General features: G+C 64.8%; 19 protein-coding genes. 11 read left to right on the plus strand and 8 right to left on the minus strand.

Annotation, left to right across the window (positions count from 1 at the left end):
• The first annotated feature begins 80 nt into the window (after positions 1-80).
• Positions 81-653, plus strand: a complete 573-nt coding sequence (locus tag ACWF5H_RS11845) for a GNAT family N-acetyltransferase (RefSeq protein ID WP_452037044.1) — start codon at positions 81-83, stop codon at positions 651-653.
• A 72-nt stretch (positions 654-725) separates the two neighbouring features.
• Here ACWF5H_RS11845 and ACWF5H_RS11850 read toward each other — a convergent pair whose 3' ends face one another.
• Positions 726-2,624 carry an FAD-binding monooxygenase gene (locus ACWF5H_RS11850; RefSeq protein WP_452037045.1) on the minus strand — a complete coding sequence of 633 codons (1,899 nt, stop codon included), beginning with the start codon at positions 2,622-2,624 and terminating at the stop codon, positions 726-728.
• Between the two features lie 331 nt (positions 2,625-2,955).
• Between ACWF5H_RS11850 and ACWF5H_RS11855 the strand changes: the two genes are divergently transcribed.
• On the plus strand, positions 2,956-3,921 hold the full coding sequence (locus ACWF5H_RS11855; RefSeq protein ID WP_452037046.1) for an ornithine cyclodeaminase family protein: 966 nt from the start codon (positions 2,956-2,958) through the stop codon (positions 3,919-3,921).
• A 114-nt stretch (positions 3,922-4,035) separates the two neighbouring features.
• Here ACWF5H_RS11855 and ACWF5H_RS11860 read toward each other — a convergent pair whose 3' ends face one another.
• The 4 genes from ACWF5H_RS11860 to ACWF5H_RS11875 form a co-directional block, all read right to left on the minus strand.
• Entirely contained in the window at positions 4,036-4,818 is a 783-nt protein-coding gene (locus ACWF5H_RS11860) for an SDR family oxidoreductase (protein ID WP_452037048.1), read from the minus strand.
• Positions 4,819-4,949: 131 nt separating this feature from the next.
• Positions 4,950-6,224: an MFS transporter gene (locus tag ACWF5H_RS11865; RefSeq protein WP_452037049.1), complete on the minus strand. Its 1,275-nt coding sequence runs from the start codon at positions 6,222-6,224 to the stop codon at positions 4,950-4,952.
• A gap of 81 nt (positions 6,225-6,305) precedes the next feature.
• Positions 6,306-7,571: an MFS transporter gene (locus tag ACWF5H_RS11870; RefSeq protein WP_452037051.1), complete on the minus strand. Its 1,266-nt coding sequence runs from the start codon at positions 7,569-7,571 to the stop codon at positions 6,306-6,308.
• Positions 7,572-7,703: 132 nt separating this feature from the next.
• Positions 7,704-8,477 carry an IclR family transcriptional regulator gene (locus ACWF5H_RS11875; RefSeq protein ID WP_452037053.1) on the minus strand — a complete coding sequence of 258 codons (774 nt, stop codon included), beginning with the start codon at positions 8,475-8,477 and terminating at the stop codon, positions 7,704-7,706.
• A gap of 102 nt (positions 8,478-8,579) precedes the next feature.
• Here ACWF5H_RS11875 and ACWF5H_RS11880 point away from each other — a divergent pair, with 102 nt between their 5' ends.
• The 4 genes from ACWF5H_RS11880 to ACWF5H_RS11895 all read left to right on the plus strand — a co-directional run bounded on the left by ACWF5H_RS11880 (position 8,580) and on the right by ACWF5H_RS11895 (position 13,577).
• Positions 8,580-9,779: a cytochrome P450 gene (locus ACWF5H_RS11880; RefSeq protein ID WP_452037055.1), complete on the plus strand. Its 1,200-nt coding sequence runs from the start codon at positions 8,580-8,582 to the stop codon at positions 9,777-9,779.
• Between the two features lie 45 nt (positions 9,780-9,824).
• Complete coding sequence (locus ACWF5H_RS11885) at positions 9,825-11,264, plus strand: MFS transporter (RefSeq protein ID WP_452037056.1); 1,440 nt, start codon at positions 9,825-9,827, stop codon at positions 11,262-11,264.
• A 1-nt stretch (position 11,265) separates the two neighbouring features.
• Entirely contained in the window at positions 11,266-11,592 is a 327-nt protein-coding gene (locus ACWF5H_RS11890; RefSeq protein WP_452037057.1) for a 2Fe-2S iron-sulfur cluster-binding protein, read from the plus strand.
• A 311-nt stretch (positions 11,593-11,903) separates the two neighbouring features.
• Positions 11,904-13,577, plus strand: a complete 1,674-nt coding sequence (locus tag ACWF5H_RS11895) for a ribonuclease J (protein WP_452037058.1) — start codon at positions 11,904-11,906, stop codon at positions 13,575-13,577.
• Between the two features lie 103 nt (positions 13,578-13,680).
• Here ACWF5H_RS11895 and ACWF5H_RS11900 read toward each other — a convergent pair whose 3' ends face one another.
• Entirely contained in the window at positions 13,681-14,214 is a 534-nt protein-coding gene (locus ACWF5H_RS11900) for a MarR family winged helix-turn-helix transcriptional regulator (RefSeq protein WP_452037059.1), read from the minus strand.
• 9 nt (positions 14,215-14,223) lie between these two features.
• Positions 14,224-14,655, minus strand: a complete 432-nt coding sequence (locus ACWF5H_RS11905) for a hotdog fold thioesterase (RefSeq protein ID WP_452037060.1) — start codon at positions 14,653-14,655, stop codon at positions 14,224-14,226.
• Between the two features lie 263 nt (positions 14,656-14,918).
• On the opposite strand from ACWF5H_RS11905, the gene ACWF5H_RS11910 reads away from it, so the two are divergent.
• The 5 genes from ACWF5H_RS11910 to ACWF5H_RS11930 are packed head-to-tail and all read left to right on the plus strand — an operon-like array spanning position 14,919 to position 19,876.
• Positions 14,919-15,719 carry an ABC transporter ATP-binding protein gene (locus ACWF5H_RS11910; RefSeq protein ID WP_452037061.1) on the plus strand — a complete coding sequence of 267 codons (801 nt, stop codon included), beginning with the start codon at positions 14,919-14,921 and terminating at the stop codon, positions 15,717-15,719.
• The gene (locus tag ACWF5H_RS11915) at positions 15,716-16,504 is read left to right on the plus strand and encodes an ABC transporter ATP-binding protein (protein ID WP_452037063.1); all 789 of its coding nucleotides are present in this window, start codon (positions 15,716-15,718) and stop codon (positions 16,502-16,504) included. Before ACWF5H_RS11910 ends, ACWF5H_RS11915 begins: the two co-directional genes overlap by 4 nt.
• Positions 16,501-17,385: a branched-chain amino acid ABC transporter permease gene (locus tag ACWF5H_RS11920; RefSeq protein WP_452037064.1), complete on the plus strand. Its 885-nt coding sequence runs from the start codon at positions 16,501-16,503 to the stop codon at positions 17,383-17,385. Before ACWF5H_RS11915 ends, ACWF5H_RS11920 begins: the two co-directional genes overlap by 4 nt.
• Positions 17,378-18,583, plus strand: a complete 1,206-nt coding sequence (locus ACWF5H_RS11925; RefSeq protein WP_452037065.1) for a branched-chain amino acid ABC transporter permease — start codon at positions 17,378-17,380, stop codon at positions 18,581-18,583. Before ACWF5H_RS11920 ends, ACWF5H_RS11925 begins: the two co-directional genes overlap by 8 nt.
• A gap of 42 nt (positions 18,584-18,625) precedes the next feature.
• The gene (locus ACWF5H_RS11930; protein ID WP_452037067.1) at positions 18,626-19,876 is read left to right on the plus strand and encodes an ABC transporter substrate-binding protein; all 1,251 of its coding nucleotides are present in this window, start codon (positions 18,626-18,628) and stop codon (positions 19,874-19,876) included.
• 451 nt (positions 19,877-20,327) lie between these two features.
• Here the strand turns inward: ACWF5H_RS11930 and ACWF5H_RS11935 are convergent, their stop codons facing one another.
• Positions 20,328-21,176, minus strand: a complete 849-nt coding sequence (locus ACWF5H_RS11935) for a 3-hydroxyacyl-CoA dehydrogenase (RefSeq protein WP_452037069.1) — start codon at positions 21,174-21,176, stop codon at positions 20,328-20,330.
• Positions 21,177-21,207 lie beyond the last annotated feature (31 nt).

The following is a 21,207-nucleotide window of genomic DNA, read 5'->3' on the forward strand; positions in this document are numbered from 1 at the left end:
GACCGGGGCTGGCCCAAAGCCCTGACAGTCCCATGGCTCCGTCCGTTGCGGGTGCAGGCCGACGGTGCCAGTGTGGTTGCATGGCCGTGGAAGTCAGGGCAGCTGAGGTCTTCGAGGACGTGAAGGCAGTCCTCGGTCCGAAGCGTGCCGACGCGAATGTCTGTTGGTGCCTCAGCTATCGCCTCCCGGCCAAAGACAACGTGGCCCTGCGCGGGACCGAGCGCGGGGACATGGTGCAGCGTTTGTGCCGGCAGGATCCGCCGCCGGGATTGCTCGCCTACGACGGCGACCAGGTGGTGGGCTGGGCGGCGGTGCACCCGCGGGCCGACACCAGCTTCGCGACCAGCCGGAAGATTCCGCAGCTGGACGACGCCGACGTGTGGTCGGTGTGGTGCATCCGGGTGCGGCCCGGACACCGCGGCCAGGGCATCTCGCACCAGTTGCTGGCAGGCGCCGTCGAGTTCGCGCGCGGGCACGGCGCGCCCGCGATCGAGGGCTACCCGGTAGACAACCGCGGCGAAAAGGTCGATCTGACCATGGCCTACGTGGGCACGCAGTCGCTCTTCGAGCGGGCCGGCTTCAGTAAAGCGGCGGACACCGGCTCGGTGCTGAACGGTTTTCCCCGCGTCCTCATGCGGCTCAACCTGCGCTGAGCTCCGGGCAGGTTTAAAAGAGGAGGACGACGACGGTGCGTGCGCACCGCCGTCGTCCTCCTGACGTGCTGCTTAGTGCTGCGGCTGGCGGGCCGGCAGCAGCGGGGCGAAGAACTGCGCCAGTTCGGCCGTGGCCGTCAGCGGCAGGACGTTCGCCACGTACTGGTCGGGGCGGACCACTACGATGGCGCCGTCGCGGGAGATGCCGCGGGCTTCGAAGATGTCCTGGTCCTTTGCGGTGCCGAAGACCTTCTCCAGGTTGGTCAGCTGGAACGGGCCAACCTGCGGCTTGAACACGGCGGGAACGGCGTTGATGTCGACGTCCTCGTGGTTCTGCTGGTAGATCACCTTCACATCAAACCAGGCGTCCAGATCGGCGCCCTCCGGCGTGGCCGCCAGCGGGGAATCCTGCGCGGTGGCCAGCCACTCGGCCAGGTTCGCAACAGCCGCGGACTCGCCGGCCTTGGCCTGGTCGGCGAAGACGTAGATCCGCCAACGGCCGTCGGCCTCGGCGAGATGGCCCAGGTGCAGCGGGTTGGTGTCGCAGACGCGGGAGACCTTAGCGGACTTGAAGCGCTTGCCCACGGTGAAACCGGTGGCCAGTTCCTGGTGGCTGCGTTCGCCGGTCAGCATGGACTGCGAGTACTCGGTCATGAAGCCGGCCGGGAACTCGGCGGTGCGCACGTAGAAGTCCTCCAGTTCCGACGGATCGGCGAACTCCTCGGGCTTCTTCGCCATCATCGTCGACCATTCCTTGTCGAAGTCGATGAGGTTCTTCGCCACCACCTGGCGCTCGGCGGAGTAGGTGGAGAGCAGGCTCTCGGGGCTGCGGCCCTCCAGCACGTGCCCCAGCTTCCAAGCGATGTTGAAACCGTCCTGCATGGAGACGTTCATGCCCTGGCCGGCCTTGGCGCTGTGCGTGTGGCAGGCGTCGCCGGTGATGAAGACGCGGGGGGTGCGGGTGCCCACGGCCTCGGGCAGCAGGTCGTCGAACCGGTCGGTGAGGCGGTGGCCCACCTCGTACACGCTGTGCCAGGCGACGCTGCGCACGTCCACGGTGTACGGCGTCATGATCTCGTTGGCCTTGGCGATGATCTGCTCGATGGTGGTTTGGCGGATCTTGCCGTTGTCGTCGTCGGGGACCACGCCGAGGTCCACGTACATGCGGAACAGGTAGCCGCCTTCGCGCGGGATCAGCAGGATGGAGCCGCCGTCGTGCGACTGGATGGCGCACTTGGTGCGGATGTCCGGGAAGTCGGTGTTGGCCAGCACGTCCATGACGCCCCAGGCGTGGTTGGCGCTGTCGCCGGCCAGAGTGCTGCCGATCGAGGCGCGGACCTTGCTGCGGGCGCCGTCGCAGCCCACCACGTACTTGGCGTGGACAACGCGTTCGGTGCCTTCATCCGAGCCGGCGCTGCGGATCAGCGTCACCTTCACCGGGTAGTCGCCCTCGTCGGCGACCTCGAGGGTCTTGAATTCCCAGCCGTAGTCAGGTGTCAGGCGGGTGGGGGAGTTGGCGGCGACCTCGGCGAAGTAGTCCAGCACGCGGGCCTGGTTGACGATCAGGTGCGGGAATTCGCTGATGCCCATCTCGTCGTCGACGGCGCGGCCGCCGCGGACGATGTTCCGGGGGTTCTCGGTATCCGGGCGCCAGAAGTTCATCTCGGTGAGCCAGAAGGCTTCGGCGGTGATCTGCTCGGCGAAGCCGAACGCCTGGAAGGTTTCCACGCTGCGGGCCTGGATGCCGTCGGCCTGGCCGAGCACCAGTCGGCCGTCGCGGCGCTCCACCAAACGGGTAGTGATGTTCGGGAACTGCGCGAGCTGGGCCGCTGCGAGCATGCCGGCAGGTCCGGAGCCGACGATGAGCACGTCAACCTCGTCGGGAAGCTCCTCGGGGCGGTCGATGCCGACGCCGGCGGCGGGCTTGACGCGCGGGTCGCCTGATACGTAACCGTGGTGGTGGAACTGCACGGGATGTCCTCACTTCGTTGTGCCGTTTGCGGCTGGCATGTGTTCTATATTTGAACACCGGGTTCGATAACTGAATAACCGGTCGGTTCAGTTACTCTACGACAAACATGACGCAGCTAACAAGTAATCCAAGTAACAGTGCGAGGTCCGGCGCAGCGACCAAAAGGACCCTGAGGTGGCTGGTCTGGGGCCGTGCGTGTGACGTGCTCCCGATCACGAAAGCTGAATCCGCGGGAGGTTAAACGTAGACTCCGGCCAACTGTGAACCCCGGCGATAGAACGCCGGTGCGGCTTCGGATTCCGCCGGCCGCCATTGAAAGGAACCGTTTCCGTGACCATTCCCTCTTTCGACGCCGCCGCCGTGCGTTCCGCCGTTCCCTTCAGTCGGGCGGTGCGCGCCATCGAGGAAGGGCTGCTGTCCGGCGTTGACCCAGAACTGGACAGCCAGCGGCTGTTCAGCCCCGCGCCGGACGGGGAGTTCCTGATCATGCCTACCGAGGGAGGCGGCCGCTACAGCGGGGTGAAGGTGGCGACCATCGCGCCGAAGAACCCGGCCCGCGGGCTGGAGAAGATCCAGGGCGTCTACATCTTGTTCGACGCCGAGACGCTGGCCCCGCTGGCCACCATGGACGGCGCTGAACTCACGGCCATCCGCACGCCGGCCACCACTCTGGCCGCGGTGAAGAACATGGCTGCGGCGGCGCCGGACGGCGAAGGTTTCGGGGACGCCCCGCAGGTGCTGGTCTTCGGTGCCGGCGTGCAGGCGTTGAACCACGTCCGTGCCGCCCGCGCCGTGTTCGCCAACGCCACGTTCGCCGTGGTCGGCCAGCGACCGCAGCGGGTGGCGGAACTGATGGCCACGCTGGCCGGAGAGGGGATCGAGGTGGCCGACGCAACCGGTGCGCCGGATGCCGCGGTGGCGGGCGCCGACGTCGTGCTCTGTGTGACGTCCTCGCCGGAGCCGCTGTTCGACGGGATGCTGCCCAAGGCCGGGGCGATCATCGCATCCGTGGGGCAGCACGGACTGGATGCCCGCGAGGTGGACGCGGCGCTGGTTCTGCGCAGCGACATTGTGGTGGAAGGCCGTGCGTCCTCGTGGCGGGAGAGCGGGGACCTGATTCCGGCCCGCAGCGCGGAGGAGTGGCGGCAGATCCAGCCGCCCAACCTGCGCGATCTGATGGAAGGCAAGCTGGTCCGGCGGCCGCGCACCTGCTGCCTCTACACCGGCGTGGGCATGGCCTGGGAAGACCTGGTCACGGCCGCCGTGGTGTTCGAGGAGGGCCGGCCGGGGCAGTAGCCGGTCCTGGGCTCGGTTTGGCGCCGGTGGATACCGCCAGCAAAGGAGGCCGACGGCGGTGCGTGCGCGCCGCCGTCGGCCTCCGGAAGATCGTTCCCCGAGTGGGGGCAGCGATCAGTACTTGTAGGACTGGCCGCCGTCGATCGGGATGACTGCGGCGTTGATGAAGCCAGCGTCGCCGGAGAGCAGGAAGGCGACCAGTTGGCCGACCTCTTCGGGCTTGCCAAAGCGCTTCATCGGGTTCGGCTCGACGAAGGCCTTGCCGACCTCTTCCCAGTTCTCCGGGTCCATCTGCTTGAGTGAGCCCTCGACCATCGGGGTCATGATGGCGCCCGGGGCGATGGCGTTGATCTGCACGCCGAACTGGCCGTACTCGATGGCGGAGTTGCGGGTCAGGCCGACGACGCCGTGCTTGGAGGCAGCGTAGCCGGACTGGTTGCCGACGCCGCGGATGCCGCCCACGGATGCGGTGTTCACGATGGCGCCGGAGCCCTGTTCCTTCATGACCTTCAGGACCTGCTTGAGGCCGAAGAAGACACCATTGAGGTTGATCGAAACCACCTTGGAGAACTCGTCGGAGCCGAAGTCCTCGGTCAGGTTCTGCTTGCCTTCGATGCCAGCGTTGTTGAAGAAGCCGTCGATCCGGCCGAAGCGCTTGACGGCCTCGGAGACGTAGTTCTCGACCGCGGTTTCGTCGGCGACGTTGGCAGTCACCAGCAGGACCTCGGCCTCCGGGGCGACCGCGCGGATTTCCTTTTCGGTTTCCTGCAGGCCGGCCTCATTGAGGTCAACCAGGGTCAGCTTGCCCTGCTCCTTCGCGATCTGGAGGGCGGCGGAGCGACCCAGGCCCGAACCCGCACCGGTGATGATGACTGACTTGCCAGAGAACCTCTGCATGGTGATACTTCCCTTCGTCTGACTGGAACGGATGCCCGGCTTTGGCGTCCATATCCATGCAAGCGCATGAATTGGTCCGAACATTCCGGGTACCGCTGTGATGTCCGGTACAGGGGGCCCAGTCTGTGTTGCTACACAGCCACTTTCTTGGCCGCCCGGCCATGCACCAGGTAGTACAGCGGGATGCAGGCGACCATCAGCCCGCCCAGCCAGGCGTACATGCCGTCGAAGCCGGTCAGCGGCACCAGCAGGCCCAGCAGCACCGGGCCCAGGCCGGTGCCGACGTCCAGCATCAGGTAATACGTGGCCAGCGCCGTGCCGAACCTGCGCTCCGGCACCAGCCCGACGGTGATGGCCTGCGTCCCGGGAAGCAGGGTGCCGAAGCCCAGCCCGCTCAGCACCGCAGAGGCAAGGACCACCCACACGTCCGGCCCGAGCGCCAGCAGAGCCAGTCCGGCGGCGAACAGCGCCATGGCCGGATAGATCACCACGTTGTCGCCCCGGCGGTCCTGGATTCTCCCGGCGGTCAGCCGCGACACCAGCACGGCGGCGGCAAACACGCCAAAGAACAGTGCGGCGGCGTTCGTGGCGCCGGCCGCATCCGCGTACGAGGCCAAAAAGGAGAGCACTCCGGAGTAGGTCAGTCCGGCCACCAGCAGCACCGTGGTAATCGGCAGGACCGTCGGCTCGAAGACCTTCGCCAGCAGGGCAGCGGGCCTCCGGCGCAGCTTCTCCGGCTCGCCGCCAAGGCCGGTTTGATTGGCGACGGCGGTGGGCGCCGGCGGTGCGTCGGGCAGCCGCAGGACGAGGGTCACCAGCATCGCGGCCACGGAACAGGCCGCACAGAAGAGGAAGACTCGGTCATAATTACCGCCGGTCACCAGCAGTACCGCCATCAGCGGCCCGATCGCAGTGGCCAGCGTGGTGGAGACCGCGAAATAGCCGGTGCCTTCGCTGCGCCGGCTCTGCGGGATCAGCGCCTGCGCCCCGGCCGTGACCGCCGTGTTGGCCAGACCGAACGCCACACCGTGGGCCAGTCGCAGCGCCAACAGCATCGTCAGCGAACCCGCTGGAATATACAACAGCGACACCGCCACGAAAGCGGCCAGGCTGATCAGCAGGACCCGCCGCCGGCCAGCATCGTCGATCAGCGGCCCGGCGAAGAAACGCGAGACCAGCGCTCCGACGATGAACGCACTGGACGCGAAGCCGGCCCCGGCGTCGGAGGCCAGAAACCGCTGCGCCGCATAGAGCGCCATGGACGTCATCAGCAGGTAGAACACGATGTAGATGAACAGGTTGGTGCCGATGGCCAGCACAAAGTTCCTGCTCCACAGCTTCTCCTGCACGCGCTCGGCCTCCATGCCTGCTCGGTCCCGGACATCGTTGCCATGGCCGGACGCCACGGATGAACCTAGCTTCCGATTATGCCGTTGCAGGGCAGCGACCGGTGGAGCATGACGCACAGGAGGGCAGCGCCGTCGTCCTCAGGGACGTGGATACCGCCGCTCGGAGGCCTGCACCGCGGACAGGCCGGCTACGGTAAACGCCACAGTCAGGGCAAGGACCAGGAGCAGGGGAGCGGTCCAGCCATCGGTCATGGTGTGCAGCCATCCGGCCACCGGCGGGGCGCAGGTCGCGGCCAGATATCCGCCGGTCTGGATGCGGGCGGAGGCGGTTGCCGCCTCATGGTCGGTGCGTGCCACGCGGGGTATGACGGAGAAGATCGCGGTAAATCCACCGCCTTGGGCGATTCCGCCCGTGATCGACCACAGGAGGTAGGCGTCGGGAGCAAGGAGGAGTCCGATGGGCAGCGAAATCCACAGCACGGCAACACCTGCCGTCGGTACCCAAAGCCGGGTGCGGGCCGCCAGGAGCGGCACTCCGAGTGCGCCAACAATGGCGGCGACCTGAAACAGGGATGCGCTTGCTCCGGAAGCCGTGGGGGACAGGCCTCGAACGTCGGACAGCAGCAGCGGCAGCCAGGTGGTGGTTGCGTAGTAGGCCGCCGACTGCCCGCAGAAGGCCACGGTCAGCACGGCGACGATCCACCGGTTGCTTCGTCCGGGGAGGGGCTTCGATGCCGGGGCACCAGGGGTGTCCGGGCCGCCGCCGCCCCGGCCGCCGACTGCCGCTGGGCGGGCGGTCGGCCCGCTGGATGCGGCCGTTCGGTCAGGCTGCAGTGTCTCACGGCGGCGACGCGCGGTCGGCAACCAGTAGCCCAAGCCGACGGCCACCACCACTGCCCAAGCCGCCAACGCCCACCGCCACCCCACCAGCGCAGCCAGCGGAGCGGTGGTTAGCACTGCTGCCATGGACCCGACGTTCATGATGGCCGAGTAGGCGCCGGTGACTGCCGATACCCGGTTCCACGGCACATCGCGGCGGATCAACACCGGTACCACAATGTTGCCCAGCGTGATGGCGACGGAGATGATCGCCGTGCCGGCAAACACCACCGAAGCCGGCCCGAGAGAACGGATCACCGTCCCGGCCAGGACACCGCCCAGACACAGCAGCACGGTGGCTTCGGGTCCCCACCGGCTGATGGTGCGAGTGGCCAGTGGGGTGGCCAGTGCGAAGATCAGCACCGGGAGTCCGGTCAGCAGGCCCGCTCCGGCAGCGGTCAAACCGATGTCCGCCTGGATCTCGCCAAGGACGGCCGTCGGCGCGATGATCGGGGCCCGCAGGCTGATGGCGAGCATGGCGATGCCCAGAACCACCCACGGCAACAACGGCCGGGAAGCAAACACGCGGTCCGTCGCTGGCTCCTTCACTTGGTCTCGCGGTGGGCCGGAGTCCGGCAGCCACCTCAGCCACCCTACCGAATCGGCCAGCGGCCGGGGTCCGGCAGGCGCTCGATGGACTGCAGGATGGCGCAGTCGCTAGCCCAGATAATTCTGCTTCAGGTCCGCACTCACCGCATGTGCCGCTGGCGCGAGGACCTCGAGGACCGGAGTTGCACGGAAACCGTCGCTCGGGACGACGACGGCGATGGATGCCACGGCATGTCCGTAGGGACCCTTGACCGGGACGGCCACGGCGGTGGCGTCCGGGTGAATGTAGCCGCGGGTCACGGCGTGGCCTTCGCGGCGGACCTTGGCCAGAACCGGCCGCAGATCGGCGCTACTTGGATGCGGCTCGACCGAGAACCGCGGGCGCGGCAGACCCAGGACCTCTTCCTGCCGTTCGGGCGGGGCGTCGGCAACCAGGACCAAGCCGCTGGACGTGGCGTACCACGGGATGCGGCCGCCGACCTTGGTGAAATTGACCACCGACTCGGGTGCGGACAGGCGCTCGAGGTACAGGATCTCGCCGCCTTGCAGGATGCCGAGCTGAGCGTGCTGCTTCAGCCGGTCGCGGACCTGCTCAAGGTGCGGCAGCGCGATTTCACGCAGGCCAACGACTCCCGGTGCGCGGACCGCCAGCTCCCATAGCCGGACACCGAGGATGACTTCCCGGCCGCGGCGCTCCAACAGCCCGAGGCCGATCAGTTCGGTGACGATGCCATGGGCGGTGGCCATCGGCAGTCCGGTGCGGGCGGCGACCTGGGTCAGCGTCAGCTCATTGCTGGAGGGGTCGAATGCCTCCAGAACCTCGACGGCACGCGAGATGGCGGACCTGCCGCCGGAAGACCTGGCCACGTCACCTACCACCACTTATTCGCATGATACGAATTCTACGCAAGTTCTTTTGTGATCCACACCATACTTTCGACATGACCCGGGCGATGGCCGGGCTGACTGACCGAAAGGCGGATCATGACGATCGCACCGACTGCCACCGCGCAGACCTTACCGGAGGCCCCTTGGCTGGAACCGGCCGAGCTGGCCCGCGACCCCTATCCGAGCTATGCCCGGCTGCGCGAGGAATCGCCGGTGACCTGGTCTCCCGCGGTGAAGAAGGTCCTCATTTCCAGCTACGAGGGCTGCAGCTTCGGTGAGCGGCATCCGGAGATCTTCTCCTCCAACGTGTTAGGCGGCACCATGGTCCGGGCGATGGGCGGACAGCCGATGATCCGCAAGGACGACCCGGAGCACGCAGCGGAGCGGGCACCGATGAACCGCACGCTGCGACCCAAGCAGATCATGGAGATCTGGGCCGGGAAGTTTGAGGCGAACGCCCGCCACTACCTGAACCGCATGCTGGACGCCGGCAACGGTAAAGCCGACCTGAATCTCGACTTTGCCAAGCCGCTGGCCGCCAAGAATCTGTGCGACATGCTGGGAATGACCAGCATTGAGCCGCTGGATCTGGCCCGCTGGTCCCGTGACTTCATTGCCGGCACCGGCAACGTGCTGGACAACCAAGAGATCTGGGACCGCTGCGAGGTCTCCCGGATGGAATGCGATGCCGCCCTGGACGAGACGATTGCCCGGCTGCGCCGCACCCCGGACGCGTCCATTACCTCCATGCTGCTGGAATCCGGCATGGACGAGGACAAGGTCCGCAACAACGTGAAGCTGGCTATCTCCGGCGGCGTGAACGAACCGCAGCACATGATCACCAACCTGGTCTGGCTACTGGACCGCGCACCTTTGCAGAAGGCCGAACTGCTGGCGGACCCGGGACTGTGGAAGCAAGCCTTCACCGAGGGAGCCCGATATTTCTCCCCGATCGGCATGATCACCCGGGAAACGGTGTCCGACGTCGTTGTTTCAGGAGTTGCCATCCCCGCCGGAACGCAGGTGGGGATGATCCTGGCCTCCGCGAACCGGGACCGGAAGCAATTCGCCGATCCGGATGCGTTTGATATCCACCGCAGTGGCGGGCCCAACCTGGCTTTCGGCAGCGGCGTGCACCAGTGCGCCGGCAAATGGGCCGCGCAGAAGGCGGTCGGCGAGATCGCCGTGCCGATGCTCTACCGGGAACTGCCGGAGCTGCGCCAGGACCCGGACCGGGGCGGGATCTGGGACGGCTGGGTCTTCCGCGGCATGACCAGCCTTCCCGTCGCCTGGTAATCCAGCGGCCCGCACCACCTCCACCCACCCATCAGAAGGACGATGATGTCTACTCATACACAATCAACCTCGGCCCCCGGCTCCGCCACCGTGCGTGAACGGCGGCGCGTCATTTTCTCCAGCTATCTGGGCACCACCATCGAGTTCTACGACTTCTTGCTCTACGCCACGGCTTCCGCCGTGGTCTTCGGGCCGGTGTTTTTCGCGGGGCTGGACCCCTGGGCCGGTGTGGTCGCGTCTTACGGAACCTTCGCCGCCGGTTACGTGGCGCGCCCGCTGGGCGGCATCATCTTCGGCCACTTCGGGGACCGGCTGGGCCGGAAAAAACTTCTGGTCATTTCGATGATGATGATGGGCCTGGCCTCCACGGCGATTGGCCTGGTCCCCACGCCGGAGCTGATCGGTCCGTGGGCCGCCGTGATGCTCGTGTTCCTGCGGGTGCTGCAGGGCATCGCCGTGGGCGGGGAGTGGGGCGGCGCAGCGCTGATGGCGCTCGAGCATGCGGACCCCAAGGCACGCGGTTTCGCGGCGTCGTTCACCAACGCCGGAGCGCCGACCGGTTCGGTGCTGGGATTGCTGATGATGAGCGCGTTCTCGGCGCTGCCGCAGGAGCAGTTCCTGAGCTGGGGCTGGCGTGTGCCGTTCCTGCTCTCCTTCGTCCTCTTGCTGCTCGGGCTGTATGTGCGCTCGCGGGTATCGGAGAGCCCGGTCTTCCAGCAGGCGCTGGAGCGTGAGGCTGCCGAACGTGCCGCGGCGCCCAAAGCCCGCCGGACCATTCCGCTGCTGCAGGTGCTGAGCCGGCCGGGCCTGCTGGTGACGGTGATCCTCGCGGCGACCTCCGCTTTTGCCCTGCAGACGCTGCTGTCCACGTTCTCCATCACTTACACGGTCTCGCTTGGCGTGCCGCGCGCCGACGTCATGCTCGCTTTCGCCGGCGCCGGAGTGATCAGCATCGGCACCACGCTGCTGATGGGCCGGATTTCGGACCGGGTGGGCCGCAAGGCGCTGATGATCGCCGGCAACATCCTGTTCATCGCGGTCACGCCTGCAGTCTTCGCATTGCTCTCCACTGGAACCATGGGCGCGATTTTCCTGGCGTTCACGCTCGGTATCGTGACGCAGACGGTGCTGTACGGGCCTATGGCGGCATTCATCGCCGAACGCTTCGGGACCTCCTCGCGCTATACCGGCGCATCAGTCGGCTACCAGGTAGCCACGCTACTTGGTGCCGGCTTCACCCCGCTGGTGCTGGCCAACCTCTACGGCGGCAGCGGCGCCTCACTGACCCCGGTGATCGTCTACCTGTCGGTCGTTGCCGCCGTCAGCCTGGTCACCGTGATCTTCATGCCCGAGTCCAAAGACCGCAGCCTGGGCGACGAACCGGGCCAGGAATCCGGGCAGGAAAGCACGGCGGCGGAGGCCGTGTCGGGCGCCGGCAGGTTAGGCGGAGACTCGGCCGGCAAGACCGGGACGGGAGTGCGCTGAGATGGCCAAAGTCAGCTTCCACCATAGCGACGGCGCCGTCGACGTCGTCGACGTGGAGCCCGGCACCTCGGTGATGCGTGCTGCGGTCACCAACGGGGTGGCCGGGATCGTCGGCGAATGCGGCGGCCAGGCCATGTGCGCCACCTGCCATGTCTACGTCCGCGAGGAGTATCTGGACGGCCTGCCGCAGATCGGCGAGGACGAGGAAGAGATGCTGGACTGCACGGCCTCCCCGCGGGACGACGCCCGCAGCCGGCTGGGCTGCCAGCTCACAGCCGGCAACGACTTCGCCGAAATCGAGGTGGACCTCCCGGCAGAGCAGAGCTGAGCCTTCACTAAGGTGCCTTGCGCCACTGACTGTCCGTGCCGAGGAATGATCGGCACGGACAGTTGGCGCTTCGGACGACGCGGCGGGCACCGCCGTCGTCTTCAGGGGTAAAAGCCTTGCGCCGCTGCGCCGAGCGGTGATCCGACCGCGCCCACGATGGTAAAGTCGGGGAAAGTATGCTTTCGCCCAGTGCTGCGCGGAACGCCGTCGAAGCGCCTTGGGCGTATCGGCCAACTAAGACTTCAGTGCCGGCAACTCCGGCGTAGGGCCTCGTAGCCCGCAAATAAATAGCACCACAGAGATCGGGATCCATGAACACTAAGCCGCTGCAAACTCCTCCGAAACTCGCCAAGGGCGCCATGCGCATTGTGCCGCTGGGCGGGCTGGGTGAGATCGGCCGGAACATGACCGTGTTCGAGTACGGCGGCAAGCTGCTGATCGTGGACTGCGGCGTGCTGTTCCCAGAGGAGCAGCACCCGGGCGTGGACCTGATCCTGCCGGACTTCTCCTACATCCGCGAGCGGCTGAACGACGTCGTCGGCATTGTCCTCACCCACGGACACGAGGACCACATTGGCGGCGTGCCCTACCTGCTGAAGGAACGCGCCGACATTCCGGTGATCTCCGCGAAGCTGACGCTGGCGTTCGTGAAGACCAAGCTGCAGGAACACCGCCTCAACGCCAAAATGGTGCAGGTCAAGGAGGGCGACCGGAAGAAGTTCGGCCCGTTCGACCTGGAGTTCCTGGCTGTCAACCACTCCATCCCGGACGGACTGGCCGTCGCCATCCGCACCGGGGCCGGCCTGGTACTGGCCACCGGCGACTTCAAGATGGACCAGTTCCCGCTGGACCGCCGGATCACCGACCTGGCCGGGTTCGCGCGGTTGGGCGACGAGGGCGTGGACCTGTTCCTGCCGGATTCCACCAACGCCGAAGTTCCCGGTTTCCTCGCTGCCGAGGCCGATCTGGTGCCGGCAATCGATACGGTCATGCGCACCGCCCCACGCCGCGTGATCGTCTCCAGTTTCGCCAGCCACGTGCACCGCATCCAGCAGGTCATCGACGTGGCTCACAAGTACGGTCGCAAGGTCGCTTTCGTGGGCCGGTCCATGGTGCGCAACATGACGACGGCGCGCGAGCTCGGCTACCTGAACATCCCGCGCAACGTGCTGGTGGACTTCAAGGAACTGGAGAAGCTACCGCCCACCAAGGCCGTGCTGATCTGCACCGGCTCCCAAGGCGAGCCGATGGCGGCGCTGGCCCGGATGGCTGGCGGCGACCACATGATCGACCTGACCGAGGGCGACACCGTGCTGCTCGCCTCGTCGCTGGTGCCCGGCAACGAATCGTCGATTTACCGGCTGATCAATGACCTGACCAAGCGCGGCGCCAACGTAGTCCACAAGGGCAACGCCAAGGTGCACGTCTCCGGCCACGCCTCGGCCGGCGAGCTGGTCTACTGCTACAACCTGGTCCGCCCGAAGAACGTGCTGCCCGTCCACGGCGAGCACCGGCACCTGAAGGCCAACGCCGAACTGGCCATCCGCACCGGCGTGGAACCGAAGCGCGCGCTGATCGTGGAAGACGGCACCACCATTGACCTGAAGGACGGCGTGGCCCGGGTTTCCGGCCAGATCGCCGCCGACTACGTCTACGTGGAGAACATGGTGGCCGGCGCGGCCACCGAAGCCTCCCTGCAGGACCGGCTGCGGCTGGCCGAAGACGGCGCGGTCACCGCCCTGCTGATCGTCAACCCGGACACCGGCCGGCTGGAAGAAGAGCCGGAGTTCTTCCCTGTCGGCTTCGCCCCGGCGGTTGAGCAGCTGGAGAAGGCCACCGGCATCGTGGAGAAGACGCTGATGCAGCTCCGCGGGGACAAGACCGGGCCGGACGCCGAAAAGGCGATCACCCAGGCCCTGGTCCGCTGGTCCGATCGGGCCCTCCGCCGCAAGCCGGTGGTCACGGTCATCATCGTCGAGGCGTAGCGGCCGAAGGCTAATACAACGAGAAGGGGTCGGGTCGGCGTTTGCCGGGCCGGCCCCTTCTGTCTCCGACCATTAGCCGGCCAGCATTCGGCTGCACCTCTTTCTAGGAAGCGGCGCGGCTGGCTTGCGGCTGGGGGCGGTGCAACAGGAGTTTTTTGAGCAGTTCGGTCAAGATGCTGGCCTCAGTCTCGGTTAGCCCTGCGACCCATTCCTGTTCGCGCTGATTGTTATTCATGCAGAGCTCGGCTACGACGGATTCGCCTTCGTCGGTGAGGCTCACGATGGCCTTCCGGCCGTCGGTTGGATCCGGCTCTCGGATGACGAGGCCGTACTTCTCCAAGGTATTGAGCAGGCTTGACATGGAGGCAGTTGACACGCCGGCCAGGCGTGCCAGGAGGTTGGGATGGACCTGTCCGACTGCCTTCAGGCTGAACAGCAGTTGATAACCCGCGAAGCTGATGCCTCCCGGGCGATGTACCGAAACCTCTAGGTCTTTGAGGATCCTGTTGGTGACGCGAATAAGGTTGAAGCACATCGACATCGCTGTAAAATCCACGTCGGGGTAGAGCTCCGTGGCGGCCTTATGCGCTAGTTCTTCATATTCGGCAGGCCCGACCCGCTGCGTTCGCTTCTGCATTCCTCTACTCTATTTCTGTTGTGTGACGACACCGAAGACCCGCATTTCGGCCAAGTGTGTTCCATCGTCATCGGTGATAGTGACGTCGACGATGTTGTTTCGTCCGAATCGTGTGCGTTCCACTCCGGTGGCCACCAATGTACTGCCTGCGGATCCGGGAGCTATGTAGGTAATTTCAGCCTGTCGGGAAACGGACGGGTGCCCGAAGGACTCGCACACAAACGCAAAGCACGTGTCGCCCAAGGTGAAGAGGTACCCACCGTGGAGGATGCCGTGGCCATTCAGCATGGTGTCTTGGACAGCCATGGACATAACGACCCGTCCCTCCGAGGCTTCCATGAATGCGATGCCCAGGTTCTTGGATGCTTCGTCGGTCTCGTAGCGCTGCCGCAGTCGCTCCTCCACCGTGTTTGCGTGCACCTCTGAAACTAGCGGTGGCATGGGAAGTCTCCTTAAATCCTTGCGGGGCTGCTGCTTGACTACTAGAAGTCTAGTTTCTTTTGGTGCGAAAGACATCATCTGGGAATCGATTTGTGGCCCCGGCTTGGTTTGGCTCGGGCGTCGGCCCCGGATATTGCCTGCAATAGGGCGGAGTATGGGTGCTTGTGGCGCCCATCACTAGGGTGTTATCGTGACTAGGGATCTAGCTAGATCTCTAGAGACTGCGATGTGCAGCGGACTTGCAACTCGAAAGGTGAGCGTCAATGCTCCAAATCTCAGATCTGTCGGTGACTTACGGAGGCACCCTCACAGCTCTGCGCAACGTGACCATGGAGGTGCCGCAGGGCGGTGTCGTCGCGTTGCTCGGGAGCAATGGCGCGGGGAAGACAACCTTGCTGCGCTCGGTCTCGAACAACATCAAGCGGCATAAGGGCAAGGTTGTTTCCGGGCGCGTTACTTTCGACGGCGCAGACCTGCAACGCCAAGATGCCGCAGGGATAGTTTCGAGCGGCGTGGTGCAGGTGCCCGAGGGGCGGCGGATCTTCGGCAGGCTCACGGTCGAGGAGAACCTGCGGGTCGGCGGACTGCGGCAGACCAAGGCAGGCGCAGCGGCAGCCCGTGACTACGTCTACGAACTTTTCCCCAGGCTCAGGGAGCGAAGCACTCAGCGTGGTCTTCTGTTGTCCGGTGGAGAGCAGCAGATGCTGGCCATCGGCCGTGCCCTGATGGCGTCGCCGAAGCTCCTGATGCTGGACGAGCCATCACTGGGCCTCGCCCCGCTCGTGGTGGCGCAGGTGGCAGACGTCATTCGCACCATCAACGAGCAGGGAACGTCAATCCTCATCATCGAACAGAACGCCAATATGGCTCTGTCCGTAGCGGACTACGCCTATGTGCTTGAAACAGGGCGGGTTTCGTTGCATGGCAAGGCCGAGGAACTTGCGGCAACCGACGAGATTAAACACCTCTACCTCGGCCATGGAGGCGGAGCGCAGGACGACGGCGGCGCCCCTGCCCTCAGCCTGGCTGGCAAGACCCTGCGACCCTGGAGCGAGAAGGCATGAAAGAGCACGTTTCCGCACTCGAAGTCGTGGACGTCATTGTCCGGTTCGGTGCAGTGACCGCACTCGACGGAGTGAGTTTTTCTGTCGAGCCAGGGACGATTCATTCCATCATCGGCCCCAACGGCGCAGGGAAATCAACTATGTTGAACGTCCTTTCAGGGGTCTACCGCCCGAAGTCTGGATCGGTACGGCTCGGAGATCAGGAGTTAGTCGGCCTGCGTGCGGACAAGATCACCAAGCTGGGCATGGCGCGCGCCTTCCAGAACCTCGCACTGAGTGGAAACCAATCGGTCGAAGAAAACATGCTGCTTGGCCGCCATGCCCTGACTCGCACGGGGTTCCTGGCCGCTGGCCTCGGCCTGCCCTCCGCTCGTACAGAGGAGCGCCGGCACCTGGACCGTGTTCGCGAGATCGCGGAATTCCTTGACCTGACAGACCAGCTTCATGGCCCGGTCGGCGAGCTTTCCTATGGAGGCCAGAAACGGGTTGAGATAGCGCGGGCGCTGGCAATGGAACCGAAAGTTCTCTTGCTCGATGAGCCGGTCGCCGGCATGAATGCGGGCGAAAAGCGCTATATCTCCGCGCTGATAGCGGAAATCGCCCGTTCCTTGGCGATCACTGTCATTCTCGTCGAGCACGACATGGAAATGGTCATGTCCATCTCGGACCGTGTGACGGTGCTCGATTTTGGCAGACGAATAGCTGATGGAACACCGTCCGAGGTACAAAACGACCCCGCCGTTATCGGCGCCTATCTTGGGACCCCTTCGGAGAAAGCATCATGAATCTCGAACTTCTCATCACCGGGCTTTCACTCGGCGCGGTATATGCGCTCGTGGCCCTCGGCTTCGTGATTGTCTTTAAGGCATCCGAGGTCCTGAACTTCGCGCACGGCTCGCTGGTCGTAGCAGGGGCGTATGTCACGGCCCGCACGCATGAAGTGCTCGGCTTCTTCGGGGCAGTCGTTGCCGGGATCATTGCAGCCGCCGCGGTCGCGTTGATCATTGAGCGCGTCTTAGTGCGGCCGATCCGCAATGCGCCTGTCATCTCGTTGGCTATCATGACCATCGGCGTTGAAGTCCTGATGAACACCGAGCTGGTTCGCCAGATGGGCGTGGACATCCTCCCTCTTGGGCATCCGTGGGGTGCCGCGACATGGGTTTTGGGCGACATGACCATCCCAGTCAACCGGCTGGTGGCCATCCTCACCGCTGTTATAGTGATCGGCCTTTTCCTTCTCGCCTTCAGGTTTTCTTCCTGGGGCGTGTCCATGCGGGCTGCCGCTGAGGACCGAGAGACAGCCGAGCTCGTCGGACTGAAACTCGGCCGAATCTCAATGGTTTCATGGGTTATTGCCGGCGCGCTTGCCGCCGTGGCTGGCATCTTCCTGACCGGGGCGCCGACGCCCGGGCTGGCGCCCAGCCTGGCTGTGATTGCCATGCGGGCGTTTCCAGCCGCCATCATCGGCGGTCTGGACTCCGTGGCCGGCGCGTTGGCCGGCGGCATGCTCATCGGACTGGTCGAAGCCTTCGCAGTCGGCTATCAGTCGGAATTGTCATTCCTCGGACGCGGGATTGGTGAAGTCATGCCCTTCATCGTCATGATCATCGTCCTGATCATCCGGCCGCAGGGCCTCTTCGGACGAAAGGAATTTGTCCGTGCCTAACACGACACTCAACCTCGAACCATCTTCTCAGGTCTCCCGGCCGGTCATGCCGAACAGACGTTCCAGCAAGGCCAAAAAGCCTCTTGTCTTGCTTGCCGTTGCCGTTGCCGTGGTCTTGATCGTGGCGCCTCTCTACGTCAGCGCCTTTTGGCTGCAGTTGGGCTTCACAGTGTGTGCACTGGCAGTGGGTGCCATCGGCTTGAACCTGCTGACCGGAACGACGGGACAATTGTCCTTGGCGCACCCGTTTTTCAGGGGTGTCGGAGCTTTGTCCTACGTTGTGCTCTCCGGTGAATCCCAGGAGACTAGCCTCGGCCCAATCATCGGGCTGGGACTCCCGCCGGTCCTTGGGCTGATCGGGGGAGTGCTGCTGGCGGGACTGGCAGGCCTGTTGTTCTCTCCGATGTCTGCACGACTTCGGGACATCTACCTAGGCGTCGCCAGCCTGGCGTTGGTGTTCATTGGCCTTCACGTGCTGAACACTGTCAGCGCCCTGTCGGGCGGCTTCAACGGACGCTCCACACCAGCCTTCGAATTGTTCGGCCTACGGTTCGACTACTTGGACAATCCCCCCGTGATTCTGGGCGTCCCCTTCGGTAGAGCTGAACTCCTGTGGTATTTCGGAATTATTCTCCTCATCGCCGCCGCCTGGTTCGCAAGGAACCTGCTGCGGTCACGCCCAGGGCGGGCAATGAAACTCGTTGCTGACAGCGAGCTGGCTGCCTCAGTCATGGGTGTTCCCGTCATGCAGTACAAGGGCAAGGTCTTCTTCCTCTCTTCCATTTATGCCGGTCTGGCAGGCGTCATGTACGCGCTGGCCATTGGAAGCATCGCACCACAATCGTTCGGCATGGACCTGTCACTTCAGTTCTTGGCCATGATTGTGATCGGTGGGCTCGGCTCAGTCGGAGGTGCCATTGCCGGGGCGGCATTCGTCACATCCTTGCCGCTGGTGATTCAGGACGTCTCCGAATACATCCCCTTCGTTTCAAACTCCCCTGGCGGAGTGTCAGCGTCCCATCTCGCGAGCTATATCTACGGGGCGGCCGTGATCCTGGTCCTCATCCTCAAACCGTCCGGCCTCGCCGGCATGTGGGACTCAGGCATCAAGGCTGTTCGGCGGTGGCGCACCGGCGGGAAGCGGTCGAAGATTTCCGGGGTACAAGCGGCACCAGCAGATCAAACCATCCAGTCCTAACTCAGCAACCAAACAACCAAGAATCCAATGGAGGATCAAACAATGAGCGCAGTCCGTTCCAAGCGCCTTCTGGCAGCCGCAGTCACAGCCTCGCTCGCCCTGACACTTGGGGCGTGCAGCACCAAGGCCAGCGGCGGCGAAAGCCCCAGCGATGCCGGAGGCGTCAAAACCGGTGCGGGTATTTCCGGTGACACCATCACGCTGGGTGTCCTGGGTGACCTGACGGGACCTTTCGCAGCACTCACGACCGACCACACACGGGGCGTTGAAACCTACTGGGATGAAGTTAACGCCGCCGGCGGTGTTTGTGACCAGTATCAGGTGGAGCTGGACGTAAAGGACCATGGCTACAACGTTCAGAACGCCGTATCCATGTACAGCCAGATGACGCCGAACATTCTGGCCTACCAGGACTTCGTCGGTGGGTCTCACACCTCCGCGATCCTCGAGCAGGCCGAACGCGACCACCGACTCATCGTCCCGAGTTCCTCGACGCAGCACTTGGCGGAGAGCGACGTAGTGATGGTCCCCGCACTGTTCTACAACCTGGACATGGAACTCGTGACCTCCTACCTCGTCGAAGAAGGCCTGATTAAGGATGGCGATACCGTCGGCGTCATCTACCTTGAGGGCGACTTTGGTGAGAGCGGACACAAGGGCGCGGTGGCCGCAGCTAAAACCCACAACCTGGACCTGAAGGAGTACATGGTCAAGGCATCGGACTCAGATATGACAGCTCCAGTCAACGACGCGGTACGCGCCGGGGCGTCTGCCATCCTGGTGGCTTCTATCCCAGCGCACACGAGCTCTGTTGCCGCGGTTCTGCAGTCGGGCGACCGCGATATCACAATGGGCGGCTCGTGGCCGTCGTATACGCCCTCGATGCTGGACAATACGGGCGGCGAATACCTCGAGAAGCACTTCTACGCCGGATCTCCTTCCACGACTTACGACACGAAGGAAGGCAAGGATCTGCTTGCCAAGCTGCAGGACAAGTTCCCCGGTGAAAATCTGACCAACCAGGCGTCAATGGGCTATGGCGCGGCCTGGATGGTCCATCAGGTCCTTGAGAAGGCGTGCGCTGCCGGAGACCTGACTCCCGAGGGCGTGATCGCCGCCAAGAAGTCCATGGAGCCGCTGACTTCCAACGGCATCATGCCGGACATGGACTTCAGCGTCCCCGGGCAGTCCCCGACAAAGTCCCTCTTCATGTTCCGCATGGACTCCGGGGTTGAAGGCGGGCTGCGCAACGTGACTGACGGCCTATACACCAGCGAAGAACTGACTGACTAGGGGCGATACTCGGTAACGTCCGCCAAAGGAGCCGGCCTGCGCCGGCTCCTTTGGCGTCTGCCGTGAACGGCCCCTGGGAGCCGCTCGGCATATTGCATCCGGAAGCCACGGGGACGGCGAAGGGGTGGCCGATGACGGCCACCCCTTCCAGAGTTTCTCTACCGGGCGCTTTAGGATCCGGTCCATTGGGGCGTCCACGCTCCGCTGGCCTCACTGACCTCCTTGGCCAAGCCCATATGGTCGGGATGGTGCGCCCTGTCCTTCCGCCGCTGAAGTTGGGAGGGAGTCTACGCCAACTGCGACGAACCACCGACTGCCGTCCCGGAAGCCTGAGGGAACGCACGAAGCCACCGCCTTCTTCCATTGCCGCCGCGACGAGACGCGGAATGGGCGCCGGCGGCGGCCAAGTCAGGTAGGGCCGCCGCCGCGGACGTCGAGGGATACGGGGCGGTCAGTCGTAGTCGTAGAAGCCTTTTCCGACGGCGCGGCCCATCCGTCCCTTGTCGATGTAGTCGCTCTTGCAGAGCTCGGCGAACTGCCTGACTTCCGGATCGTCGCTGCGGCTGTTGACGTTGTACATGGTTGCCATGCCGATGACGTCATACATCTCGAACGGGCCGACGGGGGCGCCGATTGCCTTGCGCCAGGTGAGGTCGATCGTCTCAATGTCTGCTACGCCGCGGACGTAAAGCTTGGCGGCTGCCTCGAGGAGCGGACCGGCCAGCGAGTTCAGGATGTAGCGGGGCTGTTCCTTCTTCAGGCGCAGCGGGATCAGGCCGATCTCCTCGGCGAACCCGGCGACAGCGTCTACATACTGCGGGTCGGTGCCGGCGTGGCCCATGATCTCCCCGGTGTTGCAGCGCCAGACCTCGTTGGCGAAGTGCAGGGCCAGGAACTTCTCCGGGCGTCCCGTGGCATCGGCGATGTCGCTGGGAAGCAGCGTCGAGGAGTTTGTTGCGAACACGGTTTTCTCCGGGGCCAGTGCGCCGGCCTCAGCCCAGATCTCACGCTTGATCTCCAGAACTTCCGGGACCGCTTCGATGACGATGTCGGCATCGCTGAGGGCGTCGGCGAGTTCAGGTGTTGTCCTGATGCGGCTGAGCGCGACGTCCAGTTTCTCGGGCGTGGCGTCGGGCAGGTCGCGCAGATAAAGGGGTCTGAGGTATTCCCAGCGGGCGGAAAGGCGCGCGAGGATGTCGGCGGTGAGGTCATAGGCCACAACATCTTTGCCGTGATAGGCGGCTTGGAGCGCGATCTGGGATCCCAGCACGCCGGTGCCGAGTACAGTGAGGTTCTGCATCTTGAGTCCTTAAGGATGGTCGGGATTTTGG

This window comes from Arthrobacter sp. NPDC055138 (assembly GCF_053607305.1).